Origin of the sequence: Mycolicibacterium brumae (genome assembly GCF_025215495.1) — a bacterium.
In the GTDB taxonomy this organism is placed as follows: Bacteria; Actinomycetota; Actinomycetes; order Mycobacteriales; family Mycobacteriaceae; genus Mycobacterium; species Mycobacterium brumae.
The window spans coordinates 1160354-1181763 of record NZ_CP104302.1 but is presented as its reverse complement, the minus strand read 5'-3'; the positions used below and the strand labels follow the sequence as shown (position 1 = coordinate 1181763).

Annotated in this window: 24 protein-coding genes; 6 read left to right on the top strand and 18 right to left on the bottom strand. The window is 70.8% G+C overall.

Translation table 11 applies throughout. The features are described 5' to 3' along the window. Positions 1-39: 39 nt before the first annotated feature. Together L2Z93_RS05905 and L2Z93_RS05900 are read left to right on the top strand one after the other, a co-directional pair. Positions 40-378 carry an ArsR/SmtB family transcription factor gene (locus L2Z93_RS05905; RefSeq protein WP_090585322.1) on the top strand — a complete coding sequence of 113 codons (339 nt, stop codon included), beginning with the start codon at positions 40-42 and terminating at the stop codon, positions 376-378. 30 nt (positions 379-408) lie between these two features. Next, complete coding sequence (locus tag L2Z93_RS05900) at positions 409-1398, top strand: SRPBCC family protein (RefSeq protein ID WP_090585324.1); 990 nt, start codon at positions 409-411, stop codon at positions 1396-1398. A 4-nt stretch (positions 1399-1402) separates the two neighbouring features. Here L2Z93_RS05900 and L2Z93_RS05895 read toward each other — a convergent pair whose 3' ends face one another. From L2Z93_RS05895 to dxr, 4 genes are read right to left on the bottom strand one after another with little or no spacing between them, the layout of a single operon-like run. After that, entirely contained in the window at positions 1403-2257 is an 855-nt protein-coding gene (locus L2Z93_RS05895; protein ID WP_090585611.1) for a GNAT family N-acetyltransferase, read from the bottom strand. 49 nt (positions 2258-2306) lie between these two features. Continuing rightward, positions 2307-3479, bottom strand: a complete 1173-nt coding sequence (gene ispG / locus L2Z93_RS05890; RefSeq protein WP_090585326.1) for a flavodoxin-dependent (E)-4-hydroxy-3-methylbut-2-enyl-diphosphate synthase — start codon at positions 3477-3479, stop codon at positions 2307-2309. A gap of 9 nt (positions 3480-3488) precedes the next feature. Then, on the bottom strand, positions 3489-4718 hold the full coding sequence (locus L2Z93_RS05885) for a M50 family metallopeptidase (RefSeq protein WP_090585328.1): 1230 nt from the start codon (positions 4716-4718) through the stop codon (positions 3489-3491). Beyond that, positions 4715-5938, bottom strand: a complete 1224-nt coding sequence (gene dxr, locus L2Z93_RS05880; RefSeq protein ID WP_090585330.1) for a 1-deoxy-D-xylulose-5-phosphate reductoisomerase — start codon at positions 5936-5938, stop codon at positions 4715-4717. Before dxr ends, L2Z93_RS05885 begins: the two co-directional genes overlap by 4 nt. Before the next feature lie 110 nt (positions 5939-6048). Here dxr and L2Z93_RS05875 point away from each other — a divergent pair, with 110 nt between their 5' ends. Further along, on the top strand, positions 6049-6303 hold the full coding sequence (locus L2Z93_RS05875) for a DUF2631 domain-containing protein (RefSeq protein ID WP_090585332.1): 255 nt from the start codon (positions 6049-6051) through the stop codon (positions 6301-6303). A gap of 225 nt (positions 6304-6528) precedes the next feature. On the opposite strand, the gene rlmN is transcribed toward L2Z93_RS05875, so the two are convergent. The 8 genes from rlmN to rpsB all read right to left on the bottom strand — a co-directional run bounded on the left by rlmN (position 6529) and on the right by rpsB (position 14227). Beyond that, positions 6529-7581, bottom strand: a complete 1053-nt coding sequence (gene rlmN / locus L2Z93_RS05870) for a dual-specificity RNA methyltransferase RlmN (RefSeq protein ID WP_370745817.1) — start codon at positions 7579-7581, stop codon at positions 6529-6531. A gap of 82 nt (positions 7582-7663) precedes the next feature. Next, entirely contained in the window at positions 7664-8521 is an 858-nt protein-coding gene (locus L2Z93_RS05865) for a phosphatidate cytidylyltransferase (RefSeq protein WP_193438924.1), read from the bottom strand. A gap of 20 nt (positions 8522-8541) precedes the next feature. Beyond that, positions 8542-9099 (bottom strand): ribosome recycling factor, encoded by a 558-nt coding sequence (gene frr / locus L2Z93_RS05860; RefSeq protein WP_090585339.1) that lies wholly within the window; start codon positions 9097-9099, stop codon positions 8542-8544. Positions 9100-9113: 14 nt separating this feature from the next. Further along, a complete protein-coding gene (gene pyrH / locus L2Z93_RS05855) occupies positions 9114-9854 on the bottom strand; it encodes a UMP kinase (RefSeq protein WP_090585341.1) in 741 nt (246 codons plus the stop codon). A 151-nt stretch (positions 9855-10005) separates the two neighbouring features. Beyond that, positions 10006-11403 carry an amidase gene (locus L2Z93_RS05850; protein WP_090585343.1) on the bottom strand — a complete coding sequence of 466 codons (1398 nt, stop codon included), beginning with the start codon at positions 11401-11403 and terminating at the stop codon, positions 10006-10008. Between the two features lie 10 nt (positions 11404-11413). Then, a complete protein-coding gene (locus L2Z93_RS05845) occupies positions 11414-12373 on the bottom strand; it encodes an SGNH/GDSL hydrolase family protein (protein ID WP_090585345.1) in 960 nt (319 codons plus the stop codon). 135 nt (positions 12374-12508) lie between these two features. Further along, on the bottom strand, positions 12509-13324 hold the full coding sequence (gene tsf, locus L2Z93_RS05840; RefSeq protein ID WP_090585348.1) for a translation elongation factor Ts: 816 nt from the start codon (positions 13322-13324) through the stop codon (positions 12509-12511). A gap of 78 nt (positions 13325-13402) precedes the next feature. Next, positions 13403-14227 (bottom strand): 30S ribosomal protein S2, encoded by an 825-nt coding sequence (rpsB, locus tag L2Z93_RS05835; protein WP_090585614.1) that lies wholly within the window; start codon positions 14225-14227, stop codon positions 13403-13405. Positions 14228-14504: 277 nt separating this feature from the next. Here rpsB and L2Z93_RS05830 point away from each other — a divergent pair, with 277 nt between their 5' ends. Next, positions 14505-14990 (top strand): M23 family metallopeptidase, encoded by a 486-nt coding sequence (locus tag L2Z93_RS05830; RefSeq protein ID WP_090585350.1) that lies wholly within the window; start codon positions 14505-14507, stop codon positions 14988-14990. On the opposite strand, the gene L2Z93_RS05825 is transcribed toward L2Z93_RS05830, so the two are convergent. From L2Z93_RS05825 to L2Z93_RS05815, 3 genes are read right to left on the bottom strand one after another with little or no spacing between them, the layout of a single operon-like run. Next, positions 14977-15855, bottom strand: a complete 879-nt coding sequence (locus L2Z93_RS05825) for an alpha/beta fold hydrolase (RefSeq protein ID WP_090585352.1) — start codon at positions 15853-15855, stop codon at positions 14977-14979. The genes L2Z93_RS05830 and L2Z93_RS05825 overlap by 14 nt on opposite strands. 4 nt (positions 15856-15859) lie before the next feature. Further along, positions 15860-16762: a tyrosine recombinase XerC gene (locus tag L2Z93_RS05820; protein WP_090585616.1), complete on the bottom strand. Its 903-nt coding sequence runs from the start codon at positions 16760-16762 to the stop codon at positions 15860-15862. 31 nt (positions 16763-16793) lie between these two features. Further along, positions 16794-17648, bottom strand: a complete 855-nt coding sequence (locus tag L2Z93_RS05815; RefSeq protein WP_090585354.1) for a siderophore-interacting protein — start codon at positions 17646-17648, stop codon at positions 16794-16796. Between the two features lie 92 nt (positions 17649-17740). Here L2Z93_RS05815 and L2Z93_RS05810 point away from each other — a divergent pair, with 92 nt between their 5' ends. Both L2Z93_RS05810 and L2Z93_RS05805 read left to right on the top strand, forming a co-directional pair. Next, positions 17741-18424 (top strand): helix-turn-helix domain-containing protein, encoded by a 684-nt coding sequence (locus tag L2Z93_RS05810; RefSeq protein ID WP_090585356.1) that lies wholly within the window; start codon positions 17741-17743, stop codon positions 18422-18424. Beyond that, entirely contained in the window at positions 18421-19083 is a 663-nt protein-coding gene (locus L2Z93_RS05805) for an enoyl-CoA hydratase-related protein (RefSeq protein WP_090585358.1), read from the top strand. The genes L2Z93_RS05810 and L2Z93_RS05805 overlap by 4 nt, the downstream gene beginning before the upstream one ends. On the opposite strand, the gene L2Z93_RS05800 is transcribed toward L2Z93_RS05805, so the two are convergent. Genes L2Z93_RS05800 through L2Z93_RS05790 form a run of 3 tightly spaced genes read right to left on the bottom strand, consistent with a single transcriptional unit; the run spans position 19074 to position 21408 of the window. Next, complete coding sequence (locus L2Z93_RS05800) at positions 19074-20072, bottom strand: LacI family DNA-binding transcriptional regulator (RefSeq protein ID WP_090585360.1); 999 nt, start codon at positions 20070-20072, stop codon at positions 19074-19076. The genes L2Z93_RS05805 and L2Z93_RS05800 overlap by 10 nt on opposite strands. Then, positions 20069-20713 carry an HAD-IA family hydrolase gene (locus tag L2Z93_RS05795; protein WP_090585362.1) on the bottom strand — a complete coding sequence of 215 codons (645 nt, stop codon included), beginning with the start codon at positions 20711-20713 and terminating at the stop codon, positions 20069-20071. The genes L2Z93_RS05800 and L2Z93_RS05795 overlap by 4 nt, the downstream gene beginning before the upstream one ends. Beyond that, positions 20710-21408, bottom strand: a complete 699-nt coding sequence (locus L2Z93_RS05790; protein WP_234785980.1) for a nucleoside/nucleotide kinase family protein — start codon at positions 21406-21408, stop codon at positions 20710-20712. The genes L2Z93_RS05795 and L2Z93_RS05790 overlap by 4 nt, the downstream gene beginning before the upstream one ends. Positions 21409-21410 lie beyond the last annotated feature (2 nt).

Sequence of the window (21410 nt, the reverse complement as noted above, 5' to 3'; positions counted from 1 at the left end):
CCCTTGACACCACGCCGCATCGGCGTAACGTACAACCAAATGGTTGTAGATGAGCTTTCCGACGAGCAGGTGGACCGGATCTTCCGGGCACTGGCCGACGCGACCCGACGCGACATCGTCCGCCGCACGCTGGTGGCCGAGGCATCGGTCTCCGAACTGGCTCGCGATTACGACATGAGCTTCGCCGCCGTGCAGAAGCACGTCGCGGTGCTCGAGGCGGCCGACCTGGTCATCAAGATCCCGCGCGGACGGGAGCGCATCGTGCAGGGCAACCCCGAGGCGATCCGCCGCGCGCAGCAGCTGCTCGGCCATTTTGAGCAACTGTGGCGGGGCCGCATCGAGCGGCTCGACGCACTGCTCGCCGAACCACCGGACTGAATCCCCCAACCCCGAGAAAGGACACCCGCCATGCCCATCACCGAGGTCGTCACCGACACCGACGCGCTCACCCTCACCGTGATCGCCGACTTCCCCGTCGGCGTCCAGCGGCTCTGGGACGCCTACCTGGACCCGCGCCAGATAGAGCGATTCTGGGGTCCGCCGGAGTATCCCGCCACCTTCCTGCGGCACGACGGCTACCCGGGCGGCCGCACCCACTACCGGATGGTCGGGCCGGACGGCGCCGCCTACCCCGGCTACTGGGAATGGGTCGCCGTCGACGCGCCGCGCTCCTTCGAGGTGCGCGACGGCTTCGCCGACGCCGACGGGACCCCGAACACCGAGATGCCCACCACCCGGATGATTTTCGAATTCAGCGAGACCCCCGACGGCGCCCGGCTGGTGACCACCACGACGTTCGGTTCGCTGGCCGACCTCGAGCAGCTCAAGGAAATGGGTATGGAAGAGGGCATGCGCGCCGCGATGGGCCAGATCGACGCCATTGTCGCGGACCTGAGCAGCTTCGCCGCCGACCAGCGCACCCAGCTGCAGCGGGTCGGCGACACCCAGGCCCGGGTCAGCCGGGTCATCGCCGCGACGCCGGAACAGCTATGGCACGCCCACCACGATCCGGAGCTGATGAAGCGCTGGATGATCGGCCCGGACGGCTGGGCGTTGACGGTCTGCGAACCGGCCGCCGAGGTCGGCGCGCGGTACCGCTGGCACTGGGACCCGGTCGACGGCGGCGCCGGGTTCGGTTTCACCGGCGAGTTGCTGGCCGCCGAACGGCCGTGGCGGGAGGTGACCACCGAGGCGATGACGACCGCCGAGGACCCGGACGCCGCGAACAGCTGGCAAACCGTCAACGAGCTGACCTTCACCCCGGTCGCCGGCGGGACACTGCTGACGCTGTTGATCAGCTACCCCGACGCCGAGCTGCGCGAGCAGATCCTGGCGACCGGAATGGTCGACGGCATGGAGGCCAGTTACGCGCGGCTGGAGGCCATCGAGCTCGGCTAGCCGCTCAGTCCAGCAGGACGGTGGCGAACTCCCCGACCTGGGTGAAGCCGACGCGGTCGTAGACGGCGCGGGCCACGGTGTTGAAATCGTTGACGTACAGGCTGGGAATCCGGCCCTCGGCGGCGATCGCCGCGGCCAGCGTCGCCGTGCCCGCGCTGCCCAGGCCGTGGCCGCGCTGGTCCGGGCGCACCCACACGCCCTGGATCTGCCCGACGGTCGGCGACTGCGCGCCCACCTCGGCCTTGAACACCACCTGGCCGCGTTCGAACCGCGCCCAGGCCCGGCCGGCGGCGATCAGCGCGGCGACCCGGCGGCGATAACCGCGGCCACCGTCGCCGGCCCGCGGGTCCACCCCGACCTCGCCGATGAACATGTCCACCGCCGCGACCAGGTAGGCGTCGAGCTCCTCGATCCGGACCCGGCGCACCAGCGGGTCCGGGGCGCACGCGGGCTCGCCGGACAGCGCCAGCAGCGGCTGATTGTCCCGAACATCCCGGGCCGGGCCCCACACCTGCGCCAGCCGCTGCCACATCGGCAGCACCAGGTCCACCGGGCCGACCACCGAGGAACAGCGCCGCGGAGCGGAGGACGCCTTGTCGGCGAAGGCGTGCAGATCGGTGATCGCGCCGCGCAGCGGGATGAGGTTGGGCCCGGAGAAGCACAGCGACTCCTCGACGCGCCGGCGGGTCCACAGCTCCCCGCCGATGGCGGCCGGGCTGATGCCGTGGTCGGCCACCCGGGCGGCGACCATGCAGCAGGCCACCGGGTCGGCGGCGAACACCCGCGCGACCGCGGCCGCGTCGCGCACCACCGACACCCGTCGCTCGTCGACGAGACGATGGAACGGTGGCGCCGACATCAGCACTTCTTTCCCCACGGCGTTAGGCCAGCTCCCAGCAGGCCACCCCTCAGCTTACGGTGACGATCGGCGTGCCGCTGGCGCTTGGGCCGTCCCCGGTGTCGACCGCCTGGCCCATCTCCTCGGCCAGCCGCAGCGCCTCCTCGATGAGCGTCTCCACGATCAGCGCCTCGGGCACGGTCTTGATGACCTCGCCCTTGACGAAAATCTGGCCCTTGCCGTTTCCGGAGGCCACCCCGAGGTCGGCTTCCCGGGCCTCGCCGGGGCCGTTCACCACGCATCCCATCACCGCCACCCGCAGCGGCACCTCCAGGCCCTCCAGCCCGGCGGTCACCTGGTTGGCCAGCGTGTACACGTCGACCTGGGCGCGGCCGCAGGACGGGCAGGACACGATCTCCAGGCCGCGCGGGCGCAGGTTCAGCGATTCCAGGATCTGGTTGCCGACCTTGACCTCTTCGACCGGCGGCGCGGACAGCGACACCCGGATGGTGTCGCCGATGCCCTCGGCCAGCAGCGCGCCGAACGCGACGGCGGATTTGATGGTGCCCTGGAAGGCCGGTCCGGCCTCGGTGACCCCGAGGTGCAGCGGGTAGTCGCAGGCCGCGGCCAACTGCCGGTACGCCTCCACCATCACCACCGGGTCGTTGTGCTTGACGCTGATCTTGATGTCGCCGAAGCCGTGCTCCTCGAACAGCGAGGCCTCCCAGAGCGCGGATTCGACCAGCGCCTCCGGGGTGGCCTTGCCGTACTTCTCCAGGAACCGCTTGTCCAGCGATCCGGCGTTGACGCCGATCCGGATGGGGACGTGCGCCGCCCCGGCGGCCTTGGCGACCTCGGCGACCCGGCCGTCGAACTCCTTGATATTGCCGGGGTTGACCCGCACGGCCGCGCAGCCGGCGTCGATCGCGGCGAAGATGTACTTGGGCTGGAAGTGGATGTCGGCGATCACCGGCAGGTTCGAATGCCGCACGATCTCGGCGAGCGCGTCGGCGTCCTCCTGCCGGGGGCAGGCCACCCGGACGATGTCGCAGCCCGACGCGGTCAGCTGGGCGATCTGCTGCAGCGTGGAGTTCACGTCGTGGGTCTTGGTGGTGCACATCGACTGCACCGAGATCGGGTGGTCGCTGCCGACGCCGACGTCGCGGACCATCAGCTGACGGGTCTTGCGCCGCGGGGCCAGCACCGGCGGCGGCGCCGACGGAAGCCCTAGACCGATGTTCATCGCCTGCCCCTACTGGAAGAGCCTGATCGGGTTGACCAGGTCCGCGGTCACGGTCAACAGCATGTATCCGACCACCAATGCCAGCACCACATACGTCGCGGGCATCAGTTTCATGTAGTCCACCGGGCCGCCGGGCAGCAACCCCCGGGCCTTGCGGACCATATTGCGCAGCTTCTCGTAGGTGGCCACCGCGATATGCCCGCCGTCGAACGGCAGCAGCGGCACCAGGTTGATCGCGCCGAGCACGAAGTTCAGCTGCGCCAGGAACATCCAGAACAGCACCCACAGGCCCTGGTCGACGGTGTCCCCACCGATGATGGTGGCGCCGACCACGCTGATCGGGGTCTCTGGGTCGCGTTCCCCGCCGCCGATGGAGCGCGCCAGCGCGCCGACCTTGGTGGGGATCTTGGCCATCGCCTTGCCCAGTTCGACGGTCATGTCCTTGGTGAACACCAGGGTCCCCGGGACCGCGGTGAGCACGTTGTACTGCGTCGGCTCGACGCGCGCCGGGCCGACGCCGATGGCGCCGACGGTGGTCTGGGCAGGCTCGGCGTCGCCGGTCTTGGTCCAGCGTTTGGCCTCGGTGACATTCACGACGGTGGTGTACTCGCCGCCGCCGTCGGGACGCTGCACGACGAACTCGGTGGGGCCGTGAGCGCCGCGGACCGCCTCGACCAGCTCGTCGAAGTCGCCGACGGGGGTGTCGCCGACCTTGACGATGGTGTCGCCCTCGGCGATCCCGGCGGCCGCGGCGGGCCCGGTCCCGTCGCATTCGGCCAGTTCGCCGCGGGTCACCTCGTCGGAGACGCAGGTGGTGCTCCCGACGATCGCCGCCTTCGGCGGGTTGAGGTTCGGCAGGCCCCAGGTCAGCGCGATGCCGTAGATGAGCACCAATCCGATGATGAAGTTCATCGCCGGCCCGGCGAACAGCACCGCGACGCGCTTCCACACCTTCTGCCGGTACATGGCGTACGGCTTGTCCTCGGGCGCGATCTCGTCGACCGCGGTCATGCCGGCGATGTCGCAGAATCCGCCGAGCGGGATGGCCTTGACGCCGTACTCGGTCTCGCCGAGGGAGTTGGGCCGCTTGGTCGACCACAGCGTGGGCCCGAAACCGACGAAATAGCGGCGCACTTTCATACCGGTGGCGCGGGCGACCCACATGTGGCCGCATTCGTGCAGCGCCACCGAGACCAGGATGGCCAGGGCGAACAGCACGATGCCCAGAACGAACATCATCGGGTGGTCAGAACCTCCTGCGCCGAGGCGCTCTGTGGGTGCGCCGCGGGCTGCGCGACGCCAGGTTGCGGCGCCGGCAGCGTCGCGAGCAACTTCTGTGCGGTCCCTCGCGCCCAATCCTGGGCGTCGAGCACATCCTCCACGGTAGCCGGTGCGGCCGACCAGGCGTCGGCGGCCGCCAGCACGTCGGCGACGGTTTCCACGATCGCCGGGAAGCTGATCCGCCCCGCCAGGAACGCTTCGGCGGCCTCCTCGTTGGCGGCGTTGTACACCGCGGTCAGGCAGCCGCCGGCGCGCCCGGCGGCCCGGGCCAGGTCCACCGCCGGGAAGACCGTGTTGTCCAGCGGCTCGAATTCCCAGCTGGCGGCGGTGCTGAAGTCGCACGCCGCGGTGGCGCCGGGCACCCGGTCCGGCCAGCCCAGCGCCAACGCGATGGGCAGTTTCATATCCGGCGGGCTGGCCTGGGCCAGCGTCGACCCGTCGGTGAAGGTGACCATCGAGTGCACGATGGACTGCGGGTGCACCACCACGTCGATGCGGTCGTAGTCGACGCCGAACAGCAGGTGGGTCTCGATGAGCTCGAGGCCCTTGTTGACCAGCGACGCGGAGTTCAGCGTGTTCATCGGGCCCATCGACCAGGTCGGGTGCGCGCCGGCCTGTTCGGGGGTGACGGTCTGCAGGTCGGCGGCCGCCCAGCCGCGGAACGGGCCGCCGGAGGCGGTCAGCACCAGCTTGGCGACCTCGTCGGCGCGGCCGCCGCGTAGGCACTGGGCCAGCGCGGAGTGCTCGGAGTCCACCGGGACGATCTGCCCGGGCGCCGCCGCGGCGGTCACCAGCGGACCGCCGGCGACCAGGGATTCCTTGTTGGCCAGCGCCAGCCGCGCGCCGCTGCGCAGCGCGGCCAGCGTCGGCGCTAGTCCGAGCGCGCCGACCAAGGCGTTGAGCACCACGTCGGCCTCGGTCTCCTGCACCAGTCGGGTGGCGGCCTCAGGCCCGGCGAACGACACGTCGCCGATCCGCGCCGCGGCGTCCGGGTCGGCCAGCGCGACGTTGCCGACGCCGGTCCGGGCGCGCTGGGCGGCCAGCAGGTCGGCGTTGCCGCCCCCGGCGGCCAGGCCCACCAACTCGAACCGGTCCGGGTTGGCCGCGATCACCTCTAGGGCCTGGGTGCCGATCGACCCGGTGCTGCCCAGCACCAGCACCCGTTTGCGCGAAGTCACCGTTCTATTGTGCCGTCTCGCGGCCGCCCGTCATACCGCGGCGTGAGTGTGCGACGGGTGTGTCAGAATGATGTGCCCGCAAGGATCAGCCCTGATTGTGAGGAGACGCCGTGGTCAGCACCGAGGTGCAGCGTTTGGACGAGGTCGACACCGCCGACGTCCCCTCCGCGAAGTGGGGCTGGAGCAAGATCAATTACCGCAGCTGGCACCTGGCCGGGCTGTGCGCGATCATCCTGCTGGTGGCCTTCACCCACGGCAACCACCACGGTCACGTGGAAGACATCTGGGTCATCGCCTTCGCGATCCTGGCCTCGGTCGTCCTGATCCGCGACTGGGTGGGCCGCAGCCGCGGCTGGATCCGCTAGCCGCTGGGTCGCAAGCGAAACCGGAGCCTGCGGAGGTTTTGCGCAGCGGGCCCAGCGCATCAGACGCCGCTGGGTCGCAAGCGAAACCGGAGCCTGCGGAGGTTTTGCGCAGCGGGCTCGTTGACGGCTCCGCGTCCGCGTCAAAGTGTGCGCGAAATCGGGGGTGCCGAGGGCGCATTGCCGTTTGGCCGTGCGTTTTCGTGCACACTTTGACGAATCGTCCGGCTAGTCCGTTTCGGCCGCGAGTTGCCCGCAGGCGGCGGCGATCTCCTGCCCGCGGGTGTCGCGGACCGTGCAGGTCACGCCCTGTTCCCGGATCCGGCGGACGAACTCCCGCTCGGCCGGTTTGGGACTGGCGTCCCACTTGCTGCCGGGGGTGGGATTGAGCGGGATCAGGTTCACGTGCACCAGCGGCCCGAGCGCCGCGCGCAGCTTCTTGCCCAACAGGTCCGCCCGCCACGGCTGGTCGTTGACGTCGCGGATCAACGCGTACTCCACCGACACCCGCCGCCCGGTCTGATCGGCGTAGTAGCGGGCCGCGTCCAGCGCCTCGGACACCTTCCACCGGTTGTTGACCGGCACCAGGGTGTCGCGCAATTCGTCGTCGGGGGCGTGCAGCGACAGCGCCAGGGTCACCCCGAGTTTCTCGTCGGCCAACCGGCGGATCGCCGGGGCAAGGCCCACCGTCGACACCGTCACCGACCGCGCCGAGATGCCGAATCCGTTCGGGGCCGGCGCGATGATCCGGCGCACCACCGAGAGCACCCGGTTGTAGTTGGCCAGCGGCTCCCCCATCCCCATGAAGACGATGTTGGACAGCCGGTCGTCGTGGTCGCGGGACGTGGCGGCGGCGTCGCGGACCTGCTCCAGGATCTCCGCGGCCGACAGGTTGCGGGTCAGGCCGCCCTGGCCCGTCGCGCAGAACGGGCAGGCCATTCCGCAGCCGGCCTGTGACGAGATGCACACCGTGGTGCGGTCCGGGTAGCGCATCAGCACCGACTCGAAGGTGGTGCCGTCCCCGGCCCGCCACAGCGTCTTGCGGGTTTCCCCGGAGTCGCATTCGATCTGGCGCAGCGGCGTGAGCAGCGTCGGGAACAGCGCCTCGCCGACCTGGCCGCGGACCGCGGCGGGCAGGTCGGTCATCAGCTCCGGATCGGCGGTCAGCCGGCCGTAGTACTGGTTGGCCAGCTGCTTGGCCCGGAACGCGGGCAGCCCGAGCGCGGTGACGGCCTCGATCCGGCCGGCTTCGTCGAGGTCGGCGAAATGCCGCGGGGGCATGGCCCGCCGCGGCGCGTCGAATACCAGGGGAAGTTTCACGGTCAAGCCGCCAGTATCCCGCCTCAGGGGCCGATCGGCGAAATCAGGTGAGCACGGTGAGCACCAGCCAGCCGGCGGCCATGGACAGCAGGATCGAGTCGATCCGGTCCATCAGGCCACCGTGGCCGGGCAGCAGGGTGCTCATGTCCTTGATGCCGAGATCCCGTTTGAACTGGGATTCGACCAGGTCACCGAGGGTTCCGGTGATGACGAGGAAGATGCCCAGCGGGATGCCGATCCACCACTGCTGGTCCATCAGGAACACCACCGAGAACACCGCCATACCGGTTCCGGCGATCAGCGAGCCGGTGAAACCCTCCCAGGATTTCTTCGGGCTGATGGCCGGGACCATCGGGTGTTTGCCGAACAGCACGCCGGCGGTGTAGCCGCCGATGTCGGAGAACACCACCGCGAGCATGATGGTGAACAGCGCCGCGCGGCCGTTGTCCGGGTAGATCAGCAGCGCCGCGAACGCGCCGCACAGCGGGATCCAGGCGGCCAGCAGCATGGTGACCGCGACGTCACGCAGATAGTTCTGCGGGGCGGCGTTGGGGCCCTGGGCCAGCAACCGCCAGATCAGACAGACCAGCATCGTCGCGGCGAAGCCGCCGAGTGCGCCGGTGGGGCCGAACCACCAGGTCAGCCAGATCATCGCCTGGCCGCCGACCAGCAGCGGGATCAGCGGGATGGAGTAGCCGGCTTCACCCAGCCGGCTGCACACCTCGTGGGTGGCGACGGCGATCGCGACCCCCACGATCGCCACCCAGACCCAGATCGGCAGCACGGCGAGGGTGACGATGACCAGGCCGCCGAGCAGCACGCCGACGGTGATGGCCGCGGGCAGGTTGCGGCCGGCGCGCGACTGCTTCGGCGCGGGCGGGGTGGTTTCAGTTGATGACACGAGATGCACTGCCGCAGGCGCTAGACCTCCAGCAACTCCGCTTCCTTATGTTTGACCAGTTCGTCGATCTGCGCAGTGTAGGTGTGCGTGGATTTCTCCAGGTCCTTTTCGGCGCGGTTGACCTCGTCCTCGCCGGCTTCGCCGTCCTTCTTGATCCGGGACAGCTCTTCCATCGCCTTGCGCCGGACCCCGCGGATGGACACCTTGGCGTCCTCGCCCTTGGCCTTGGCCTGCTTGACCAAGTCCCGGCGGCGCTCCTCGGTCAGTTGCGGGATGGACACCCGGATGATCGAGCCGTCGTTGGTGGGGTTGACCCCCAGATCGGAGTGGCGGATTGCGTCCTCGATATTGCGGAGCTGACCGGCCTCGTAAGGCTTGATCACCACCATCCGCGCCTCGGGCACATTGATGCTGGCCAGCTGGGTGATCGGGGTGATCGCCCCGTAGTAGTCGATGTTGACGCGGGAGAACATGCCCGGGTTGGCCCGGCCGGTGCGAATGGAGGCCAGGTCGTCGCGGGCCACCGCCACGGCCTTTTCCATCTTCTCCTCGGCGTCGAAGAGCGCCTCGTCGATCACAGCTGTCCTACTTTCTATCGCTGGGCGCCGGAGGTGGTGACCAGTGTGCCGATCTTCTCACCCGCCACCGCGCGGGCGATATTGCCCGGCGTGAGCAGGTTGAAAACCAGGATCGGCACGCCATTGTCCATGCACAGGCTGAACGCGGTCGCGTCGGCGACCTTCAGTCCGCGGTCGATGACCTCGCGGTGGGTGATCTCAGGCAGCATCTGCGCGTCGGGGTTGGTTCGCGGGTCGTCGGTGAAGACGCCGTCGACGGCCTTGGCCATCAGCACCACCTCGGCGCCGATCTCCAGGGCCCGCTGGGCGGCGGTGGTGTCGGTGGAGAAGTACGGCAGCCCCATGCCTGCGCCGAAGATGACCACGCGGCCCTTCTCCAGGTGCCGGGCGGCGCGCAGCGGCAGGTACGGCTCGGCGACCTGGCCCATGGTGATGGCGGTCTGCACCCGGGTGTCGATGCCTTCCTTCTGCAGGAAGTCTTGCAGGGCCAGGCTGTTCATCACGGTGCCGAGCATGCCCATGTAGTCGCTTCGGGTGCGTTCCATGCCGCGCTGCTGCAGTTGGGCGCCGCGGAAGAAGTTGCCGCCACCGATGACGACGGCCACCTGCACGCCGCTGTTGACCACATCGGCGATCTCCCGGGCGACCTGGGCGACCACGTCGGGATCAAGTCCGACCGCGCCGCCGCCGAACATCTCGCCACCGAGCTTGAGCAGCACCCGCGAGTACTTCGGACGGATCTCGCTGGCCCCCATCGGACTCCTCGCTCTCGGCTGACGGACGCTTCTTATCCTGCCTCATCGGCAATCGGCGCGACGCGGCTGGGTCGAGTTCCTCGGCGGCTCGACTCAGTCCTCGCTCAAAGGCCTGAGCTCGTCGCCGGGTCGAGTTCCTCGGCGGCTCGACTCAGTCCTGGATACGGGCGAACGGCCGGGCGTCCTCCAGCTCGTAGGCCAGTTCCAGCAGCGTGGCGTCGGAGCCGAGCGGCGCGGCGAACATCATCCCGATCGGCAGCCCGGACTCGGAACGGGCCAGCGGCAGCGAGATCGCCGGGTCCCCCGTCACATTGTGCAACGGGGTGAACGCCACCCAGTCGACCAGCTTGTCGACGATGTTCGGGTAGTCGTCCATCGGGTCGATGGCGCCCACCGGCAGCGGCTCGTCGGCGACGGTCGGAGTGAGCAGCACGTCGAAGCGCCCGGTGAACTTCGCCATCCGGCGCCGGGTGGCGGCCAGCCGGGCGATGGCGGCGGGCAACCGGTGCAGGTTGCGGACCGCGTGCCGGTCCAGGCCCATGGTCAGGTTGTCCAGTTTGGACTTGTCGAACGACGGCCCGAACAGCCGTTTGCCGCTGCGCACCGTCGCCATCGAGCAGAACGCCCAGTACAGCAGGAAATCGTCGGGGAAGGATTCCGGGGCGGGCGGCCGGTTGACCCATTCCACCCGGTGGCCGAGCTCCTCCAGCAGCGCGGCGGTCTCTTCGGTGGCGGCCCGCACGCCGGACGCGCTGTCGCGTCTGAGGGATTCGGTGGTGACGCCGATGGTCAGCCGACGCTTCCCCGGCCCGGTGATGTCGCCGATCGGCGGCAGTTTCGGGTGCCGCCACACCCGCTCGGCCTCCCGGTAGAAGGCGGCGGTGTCGCGGACGCTGCGGGTCACCACGCCGTCGGCGACGATGTTGATCGGCAGCTGGCGGTATTCGCTCTCCGCCGGCAGCCGACCGCGGGTGGGTTTGAGGCCGACCAGCCCGTTGCAGGACGCCGGGATGCGGATCGAGCCGCCGCCGTCGTTGGCGTGCGCGATGGGGGTGACTCCGGCGGCGACGAACGCGCCGGCGCCCGACGATGACGCGCCCGCGGTGCGGTCGGTGTCCCACGGGTTGCGGACCGGCCCGAGCCGGGGGTGTTCGCAGGTGCAGCTGAACCCGAATTCCGAGAGCCGGGTCTTGCCGAGCAGGGTGAAGCCAAGGGTGCCGAAGACGGCGGTGAACTTGCCGTCCTGGGCGATCGGCGTCGGGGTCCAGGCGTCGGTGCCCTTCATGGTCGGCATGCCCGCGACGTCGGTGGTGTCCTTGATGAACGACGGCAGGCCGGCAAAGTAACCGTGGCCCGCTTCGGTGGCTCGGGCCCGGTCGTAGGCCTGATACGCCAGCCCGTTCAGCGCCGGGTTGACGGCCTCGGTGCGGGCGATCGCGGCTTCGGCGAGTTCGGCGGCCGACACCTGTTTGGCCTGCAGCGCCCGCACCAGCCCGACGGCGTCGAGGTCTGCGAGGGCGTCGTCGGTGAAACTGTGAACCCGTGGCATGCCAGGGATACTAGCGCGCGCCGATCTGCGCGGGGGCGGCCGGATTGCGCAGCGCGCGGATCCGGTCGGCGACCAGCCGGCCGAGTTCGCGCTGGCCTTCGACGGTGGGGTGCAGGCCGTAGGCGTCGATGCCGTTGGCCGGGTCGTTGGCCTGTTCGCCCGCGACGTAGGGGTCCGGGGCGCACAGCGGGTGATCGCCCGGGGCCTCCACGTAGATCGCTCCGGTGTCCGAGGCGACGTCGCTGACCAGCTGGTTCAGCGTGCGGTGGTAGATCCGCCAGGCGGCGATGTTCTCGATGGAGTCGCCGGTGGCGGCCAGGCAGCTGCTGTCGATCGGGCCGGATTCGGCGTGCAGCGGCAGATACCCGACCAGCACCACGTCGGCGTCGGCGGCGGCGCGGCCGGCCACGAGTTCGACGGCCTCGCGGTAGCGGGCGCGGATCGCCTCGTAGCTGTCGCTGCCGGGCAGGTTGACGGTGGAGACGAACTGGCACAGCCCGGTGTTCGGCTTGATGAAGCAGTTCACGATCAGCGGGCCGAACTCCATGCTGTTGGCGCCTAGCGACATGGTGACGAGCCGGGTCGACGGGCCGACGGCGTCGATCTGCGGGCTCACCTCCGGCCGCTCGGGGTCCACCTGGCTGATCGAGGCGATCGCGGCGCCGGCGCAGGACCGGTCGGTGAAACTGGCTGGCTGTAGAAGTTCGGCCACCACGTAGCCGAGGTCGTCGGGGTTGCGGGCGCAGCCGTCGAAGGGCAGCCGCCGGGATTTGGAGCCCGAGGAGGCGTACGAGTCGCCGAGCGCCACGTACTCCGCGCCGTCGGGCACGTCCAGGGTGTAGCTGACGCCGTTGGTCCGGTAGTGGATATTGCTGACCGAGCGCGGCGACGCGACCGCCAGCAGGCCCAGGACCAGCAGCATCACCGACAGCAGCGGGACCGCTTTGACGCGGTCGGCGGCGGCGGGCATGGCGCAGATCCTATCGGTGCGGGCACAGCGGGGCGGCGATGGCGGCGCTGATATGACAAGGCCCCGCGCCACCGGGATCGCCGGTGTTGGCGCGGGGCCTTGGTGTTGAGCGGTTTGGTGCGCCGCTCAAGTTTCTTATTGCTGGCCGACCTCGAAGCGGACGAAGCGGGTGACGGTCACCCCGGCGTCGTCGAGCAGGTTCTTGACGGTCTTCTTGTTGTCGGACACCGACGGCTGATCCAGCAGCACGACGTCCTTGAAGAAGCCGTTGACCCGGCCCTCGGTGATCTTGGGCAGCGCGGCTTCGGGCTTGCCCTCGGCCTTGGCGGTCTCCTCGGCGATGCGGCGCTCGTTGGCCACCACGTCCTCCGGGACGTCGTCGCGGGTGAGGTAGCGGGCCTTGAGCGCGGCGATCTGCAGCGCGGCGGCGTGCGCGGCATCGCTGTCGTCACCGGTGTACTCGACCAGCACGCCGACGGCCGGCGGCAGGTCCGCGGCACGCTTGTGCAGGTAGGGCTCGACGGTTCCGCCGAAGTAGGCGGCCCGGCGCAGCACCAGCTTCTCGCCGATCTTGGCGGACAGCGCGCCGATGGCCTCCTCGACCGTCTGGTCGCCGATCTTGGCGGCCAGCAGGGTGTCGACGTCGTTGGCCTCCGACGCCACGGCGGCGTCGACGATCGCGTCGGCCAGCGCCTGGAACTCGGCGTTCTTGGCGACGAAGTCGGTCTCGGAGTTGAGCTCGATCAGCGCGCCGTCCTTGGCGGCGACCAGGCCCTCGGCGGTGGCGCGCTCGGCGCGCTTGCCGACGTCCTTGGCGCCCTTGATGCGCAGCACCTCGACGGCCTTGTCGAAGTCGCCGTCGGACTCGGCCAGGGCGTTCTTGCAGTCCATCATCCCGGAGCCGGTCAGCTCGCGGAGCTTCTTGACGTCGGCGGCGGTGTAGTTAGCCATAACTTCTTCCTCGAAAGATTGGGGTGGGCCCAGCGCAGGTCCCCGGGGGTCGACACGACCACCCGGGGACCGGTGCGACTAGGACGCGTCGGCGGGCGGTTCGGTGGCAGCGGCGGCGTCGCCACCGGCGGCGGCGGTGGCGCCGGCCAGCAGTTCCTGCTCCCACTCGGCCAACGGCTCCTGGGCTTCGGGCTTGCCGTCGCCGGCGGCCTGGCCGGCCCGGGCCTGCAGGCCCTCGGCGACCGCAGAGGCGATCACCTTGGTCAGCAGCGCGGCCGAGCGGATGGCGTCGTCGTTCGCCGGGATCGGGTAGTCGACCTGATCCGGGTCGCAGTTGGTGTCCAGGATCGCGATGACCGGGATGCCCAGCTTGATCGCCTCGTTGACGGCCAGGTGCTCCTTGTTGGTGTCGACGACCCAGATCGCCGAGGGCACCTTGGCCATATCGCGGATACCGCCGAGGCTGCGCTCCAGCTTGTTCTTCTCGCGGGTCAGCATCAAGATTTCCTTCTTGGTGCGTCCCTCGAAGCCGCCGGTCTGCTCCATGGCCTCCAGCTCCTTCATCCGCTGAAGGCGCTTGTGCACGGTGGAGAAGTTGGTGAGCATGCCGCCGAGCCAGCGCTGGTTGACGTACGGCATGCCAACGCGGGTGGCCTCTTCGGCGATCGACTCCTGGGCCTGCTTCTTGGTGCCGACAAAGAGCACGGTGCCGCCGTGGGCGACGGTCTCCTTGACGAACTCGTAGGCCTTGTCGATGTAGGTCAGCGTCTGCTGCAGATCGATGATGTAGATGCCGTTGCGGTCGGTGAAGATGAACCGCTTCATCTTGGGGTTCCAGCGCCGGGTCTGGTGCCCGAAGTGGGCGCCGCTGTCCAGCAGCTGCTTCATGGTGACGACAGCCATGTCAGCCATATCCTTTTTTCGTCGGTTGTCATCCGTGCCTCGGGTGAGACCGGACCCTGGCGCCTGCGGCGTGCCGGACCCGGGCTGGATTTCTCCGGTTCGGGACCAACCGACACTGACCTGTGGTGCAGGCGCGCGAAGTCAACCCGCGCAAGCGAGTCGCACACAGGAGTTTACACCGTGGCGACGGGTGCTTTGACCACGCCGGATCGCCGGTTGTGCACAGCCTCCCCGGGACTGACTGGCGTGGCGGTGTCGCGGGCGTTGAACTCAGAGGATGCGGGGCGCCGTCGGGATATCTCTGATTGTGGCGATGGCGCTGTGCTGCGGCCCGGCCGGCGCCGACGGGCCGCGGCTGTCCTGGCCGTTGCGGCCGCAGCCGGCGGTGCAGCGGGTGTTCGACGCGCCCCGGCCGGACTGGCGGCGCGGGCATCGCGGGGTGGATCTGGCCGCCCGGGTCGGTCAGCCGGTGCTGGCCGCGGGCGCCGGCACGGTGGTCTTCGCCGGCACGCTGGCCGGGCGGCCGCTGGTGTCGGTCGAACACCCCGGCGGGTTGCGCACCAGCTATGAGCCGGTTCGCCCGGCGGTCCGCGCCGGGCAGCGCGTCGCGGCCGGGCAGCCGCTGGGCGCGCTGATCGCCGGGCATCCGGGCTGCGGGGTCTGTCTGCATTGGGGCGCGATGTGGGGTCCGTCGGCGCGTGCGGACTACGTCGACCCGATCGGCCTGTTGGCCGACGCCGAGATCCGGCTCAAGCCGGGTTGAGGAACTCCGTCATCGCGGCGAGCACCTCGGCGGGGCGGTCCCGCTGCACCCAGTGCCCGGCCCCGGGCAGGATCAGCGCCGTCGCGTCGGGGATCAGCTCGGCGGCGGCGACCGCGCGCCGCCACGGCACCCCGGTGTCCTCGGTGCCGTGGATGATCAGCGCGGGCCGCGCGAATCGGGGCAGCTCGGGGGTGTAGTCGCAGGCCTGCCGGTTCCATTTGACCTGGTCACGCTGCCACTGCGCGAACTCGGCCATACCGTGTCCGCTGCGGGTGGCGGCCCGCACCGCCGCCATCAACTCCGGGGTGCGCGCGGCGGGGTCGCGGACGATCTGCGCGATGCTCCAGTCCAGGGTGCGTCCGTCGGCGGCCATCACCCGGGTCACGGTCTCCAGCAGGCCACTGCGCACACTGGCCCAGGTCAGCAGTTGGCGCGGCAGCGACAGCACGCCGTCGGACAGCCGCGGCATCATCCCGTAGGCGCCCAGCAGCACGGCCCGGTCGACCCGCTCCGGCCGGGCCAGCACGTGCCCGATCGTCATGCCGCCGCCCAGGGACAATCCGCCGACGCTGTAGCGCGCCAATGCGAGGGCGTCGACGAACTCGGCGACGTATTCGACCAGCCGGTCTTGGGTCATCAGCCACCGCGGGGCGGGGCTGTGGCCGAACCCCGGATGGTCGGGGGCGATCACCCGGTGGCCGGCGGCGGCCAGCCCGGGCGCGAGCGCGCCCCAGGACAGTTCGGCGCTGTCGACTCCCGCGCCGTGCAGCAGCACGACGACGGGCGCGTCGGGGTCCGGAGCGTCCCACTCCAGGTAGCTGACCTCGCCCCAGGGCAGGGCCACGGTGTTCCTGGTCGTGCTCATGCGCTCATGCTCGCGGGTGCGCCTGGTCGTGCACGGCGCGCAACCGCGCGACGGTGACGTGGGTGTAGAGCTGGGTGGTGGCCAGCGTGGAGTGCCCGAGCAGTTCCTGCACCATCCGCAGGTCCGCGCCGCCTTCGAGCAGGTGGGTGGCCGCGCTGTGCCGCAGCCCGTGCGGCCCGATGTCCGGCGCCCCGGGGACCGCCGAGACACTCTGGTGCACCACGGTCCGTGCCTGGCGGGGGTCGAGGCGCCCGCCACGCGCGCCGAGCAGCAGCGCGGCCCCGGAGTTCGGCGCGGCCAGCGCCGCGCGGCCGTGGTCGAGCCAGGCCCGCAGCGCGTCCTCGGCGGGTTCGCCGAACGGCACCGTGCGCTGTTTGCCGCCCTTGCCCAGCACCCGCAGCACCCGCGAGCCGACGTCGATGTCATCGACGTCGAGGCCGCACAGCTCACTGACCCGGATGCCGGTGGCGTACAGCAGTTCCACAATGAGGCGATCGCGCAGCGCCAGCGGATCGCCCTGCTCGGCGCCGGTCTTGGCCGCGGCCATCGCCTCCAGCGCCTGGTCGGCGCGCAGCACCGCGGGCAGGGTCCGGTGCGCTTTGGGCAGCGCCAGCCGGACCGCCGGGTCCACCGGCAGCAGACCCCGGCGCAGCGCCCAGGCGGTGAAGGTCTTGACCGCCGAGGTGCGCCGGGCCAGCGTGGTGCGGGCGGCGCCGGCGGCGGCCTGTTCGGCCAGCCAGGCGCGCAGCACCGGCAGTGACAGCGCGCCCAGATCGGCGCCGGGGGTCCGTCGTTCCAGAAAGTCCAGCAGCGACTGAAGGTCGCCCAGGTAAGCCCGACGGGTGTGCGCCGAGCGGCCGCGCTCGAGGTCGAGGTATTCGGCGAAGTCCTCCAGGACGCCGGTCAGCGACGGGTGCACACCTCCACCGTGCCAGAGGTCAGGACGGATCGCCGCTCTCGGCCGCGGCGAGTTCGCGTTTCCACTGCCGGAACGTCTCCTCGGTGCGGCCGCGACGCCAGTAACCGGAGATCGACGACGCCCACTTCGCCGGGACGCCGCGCTCTTTGCGGACGTAGCGCCGCAGGTGCATCATCACCGCCTGCGCTTCGCCGTGGATGAACACCTGGACCTGGCCGGGCAGCCAGTCCGCGGACCGCACCGCCTCGATCAGCGGGGCGTTGTCGCCGGCGCGGTCATCGCCGACCAGGTCGGCACGGCCACCGCGGAACACCCACCGCACCTCGACGCCGTCGGGCGCGGTCAGTTCGAGCACGTCGTCTTCGCCGGCGACCTCGATGAACACTTTCCCCACCGCGTCGGCCGGCAACGCTTCCACTGCGGCGCTGATCGCCGGCAGCGCCGCTTCGTCGCCGGCGATCAGGTGCCAGTCGGCGTCGGGATCGGGGGCGTAGGCGCCGGACGGGCCCATCACGAAGATCCGGTCGCCGGGGGTGGCGGTCGCCGCCCAGGCCCCGGCCACGCCGACGTCGCCGTGGGTGACGAAGTCGATGGTCAGCTCGCGGGCGGCCGGGTCGGCGCGGCGGACGGTGTAGGTGCGCACCGGGGGCTGCTGTTCGGCGGGCAGGCCGGTGAGGCTGTCGTTGGTCAGCGGCTGCGGCAGCGCGTCGACGTCGACGTCGTCGCCGACGAACACCAGCTTCACGTAGGCGTCGGTGTAGGCGTTGGGCGTGAAGGTGTCGAATCCGGCGCCCCCGAGCACGACGCGCACCATGTGCTGTGCGAGGCGCTCGGTGCGGACCACGGTGAAGCTGTGCAGGGGGCGAGGGGCCATTGCACCGACTATACGAGCGGGGGCGCCCGGATTGGCGCGTCCGAGGCGGCACGCCGCGAGTTACGGAGCGTTCGCTCTGTTACGATTCGGGGGTGGCGCGGCCCCGGGTGCATGACCCCGACGACATCCTCGACGCGGTGGAGGCGCTGGTCTGCGCCCGCGGCGCGGCCGGGGTGTCGATCCGCGCGGTCAGCGCCGCCACCGGAGTGTCCAACGGCGCGCTGTACCACGAGTTCGGCTCCCGGGCAGCGCTGTTGGCCCGCACCTGGCTGCGGGCCGGGCGGCGGTTCCTGGCCTGCCAGTCCGCGCTCGTCGACGCCGCCCTGTCCCGCGGCGCGGGCGCCGAGGCGCTGTCCCGCGGCGCGGGCGCCGACGCCGTCGCGGCGGCGGCCGACGCGCCGGTGGCTTTCGCCGACGCGCATCCCGCCGCTGCGGCCCTGCTGCTGACGGTCCGCCGCGAGGAAGTGCTCGCCGCCGACGTGCCCGACGACATCGCCGCGCAGCTGCGCGATCTCAACGGCGAGCTGACCGGACTGCTGATCCGGCTGGCGACGGCGATGTGGGATCGCCGCGACGCGGCGGCGGTGGCGGTGATCACCAGTTGCGTGGTCGATCTGCCCACCGCGCTGGTGCTGCGCCGCAACCGGCTGGCCGACCCCACCGCGCGGCTGGCGCTGCGCGCGGCGGTCACCGCGGTGCTCGATGTCGGGCCGCCGCCGCGCCGACGAAAACCTCCGTCCGACACCACAACCCGCCAATCAGAGGAGAGCTCATGACCGTACATCTCGAAATCGCAGACCAGATCGCGGTGTTGAACCTGGGCGCCGACGAGAACCGTTTCTCGCCAACATTTTTGGACGACGCCAACGCCGCGTTGGACCGGGTGCTCGACGGCGACGCGCAGGCCCTGGTCACCACAGCCGACGGAAAGTTCTACTCCAACGGGCTGGATCTGGAGTGGCTGATGGCCCACGGGGACCAGACCGCGAGTTACGTCGACCGCGTGCACGCGCTGTTCGCCCGGGTGCTGACCTTCCCGATGCCGACCGCCGCCGCCGTCGTCGGGCACGCCTTCGGCGCCGGGGCCATGCTGGCCATGGCGCACGATTTCCGGGTGATGCGCGCCGACCGCGGGTTCTTCTGCCTGCCGGAGGCCGACATCCGCATCCCGTTCACCCCCGGCATGGCCGCGCTGCTGCAGGCCAAGTTCACCCCGCAGACCGCGGTCGCCGCGATGACGACCGGGCGGCGCTTCGCCGGGCCGGACGCGGTGGCCTTCGGGATCGTCGACGCCACCGCCGCCGAGAACGAGATCACCTCGGCGGCAATCGAATTGCTGACCGTGCTGCGGGGCAAGGATCGCGGCACGCTCGGGGCGATCAAGAACACCATGTTCACACCGGCGGTGCGGGCGCTGACCGAACCTCAGTCCTGACCCACCCGCCGGCAGGAGGCGCGCTCGATCAACCGCACCGGTTCGACATTGCCGCGGCGGAAACGACGGCCCGGGTGATCGATCCGGTCCAGCACCCGAGCGATCGCGAGTCCGCCGAGCTTCGCGGGGTTCTGGTCGATCACCGTCAACGCCGGGTCCAGCGCGTCGGCCATCGGGAAATCACCGAACCCAATCAGCGACAGCCCCGCGACACCCAGGTCGCGTAGCGCCGGCACGCAGGCGATCGAGGCCCGAGCGTTCGCCAGGAACAGCGCGGTCGGCGGTTCGGGCAACGCCATCAGCTCACGCAACGCCGACCGGGCCCCCGGCCGGTCGTCGACGCCCATCACCACCAGGGTCTCGTCGTCGCCAATCCCTTTTTCCGCCAGCGCTTTTCGGTATCCCTCCAACCGGTTGGCGATGGTCGGCAGCAGCTCGGAGTCACCGATGAACGCGATGCGCCGGTGACCCAGGTCCAGCAGATGCTCGGTGGCCGCAGCGGCGCCGCCGCGGTCGTCGTCGAGGAAGTGGTCGGCGGCCAGCCGCCGGGGCGCCCGGTCGACGAAGACCACCGGAACCCGCTGCGCCCAGGGCTCGAGGTAGCGGTGGTCGTCGGCGGTCGGCGCGAGGATCAGCCCGGACAGTTGGCGGCGCAGCAGCGCTTCCACCCGGCGCCGCTCGTCGGCGGGGTCCAACCCGGTGCTGGTCATCACCACGGCCATGCCGCGCCGGTTCGCCTCGGCCTCCACCGCGTGGGCGATGGCGGCGAAGAACGGGTCGGAGATGTCGGGCACCGCCAGGCCGACGGCCGCCGGCTCACCGGTGCGGAATGTCCGGGCCAGGGTGTTCGGCACGTAGCCGAGTTCGTCGATGGCGGCGCGCACCCGCTCCCGCGTGCCGGGGTCGACGTGCGGGTCGTCGTTGTACACCCGCGACACCGTCTTGGCGCTCACCCCGGCCAACCGCGCCACATCCGCCATGGTGGTCATCGGCGGTCCGGCAGCCTCAGTTCGGCGCCGTCGAATCCGACGCCGCGCAGGTCGGCGATGACCGCGTCGGCTTCTCCCCCGGACGTCGCGCCGACGCCGACCACGGCGCGGACGCCGGCGCGGCGGGCGGCCGTGACGCCGGCCGGGGCGTCCTCGAAGACAGCGCAGCGCTGAGCGGGGATGCCGAGGCGCCGCGCGGCGGTGAGGTACGGGTCCGGCTCGGGTTTGCCCTTCGAGACATCCTCAGCTGCGACCAGCACCTCGGGCATCGGCAGGCCGGCCGAGGTCAGCCGGGCGGTGGCGATTTCCCTGGTGCCCGAGGTGGCGACCGCCCACGAACCGGGCGGCAGACCGGCCAGCAGTTCCCGGGCGCCGGGGATCGGCCGCACCTCGGCGGCGTGCCGGCGCTCAAGTTCCTCGAGTTCGGCGATGGCCTGTTCGGCGTGCTCGGGGCCGATGAGTTCGACGACGTAGTCGTCGAGCCGGCGGCCGTGCTCGACATCGCGGTGGAACTCGAAGTCGGGTTTCCAGGTAGCGGCCCACTCGTTCCAGGCGTGGCCGGCGGCGGTGAGCGAGTCGACCAACACGCCGTCGCAGTCGAACAGCAGTCCCGACACGGCGAAGGCGCGGGCTGTCGTCATTGGGGCTCCTTGGGGTGGCCGGCCACCGCGGCCGGGTCGTCGGGGACGGTCACGATCAGGTCGGCGCGCTCGCGGTGGGCGGCGACCAGACCGGCATTGCGCACATCGACCTGCTCGGTCACCGCGCGGGCCTGCGCCGGCGGGGTTCCGAAGCTCTGCCGCCGCGCGACCACCCGCTGCCGGGTGAGTTGTTCGGACACCTCGAGGCACCAGACCTCATCGAGGGCCGGCCGCACGTCCTGCCAGCCGCCGTCGGGCATCAGCAGGTAGTTGCACTCGGTGATCACCAGCGAAACCTGCGGCTCGATCGCCACCGCGGCGCAGATCGACTCCTCGATCCCCCGGTCGAACCGCGGCGCATAGACGGTGCGGTCGGCTTCGGCGCGCGCCCGCCGCAGCAGGGCCACGTAGCCGTCCACGTCGAAGGTGTCCGGAGCGCCCTTGCGGTCGCGGCGCCCGAGCCTGATCAGCTGCTCGTTGGACAGATGGAAGGCGTCCATGCCGATCAGCGCGGCGCGTTCGCCCAACGCTTCGATCATGGCGGCGCAGACGGTGGATTTGCCCGCCCCCGGCGGCCCGGTGATCCCCAGCAGGCGGCGGCTGCCGGAGGCGGCCAGCGCGGCGGCGCGTTCGGTCAGCGCCGCGATCGTTTCGGCAAAGCAGGTCGGCGCTCCCGGGCGGTCCGCGTTCGGCACCG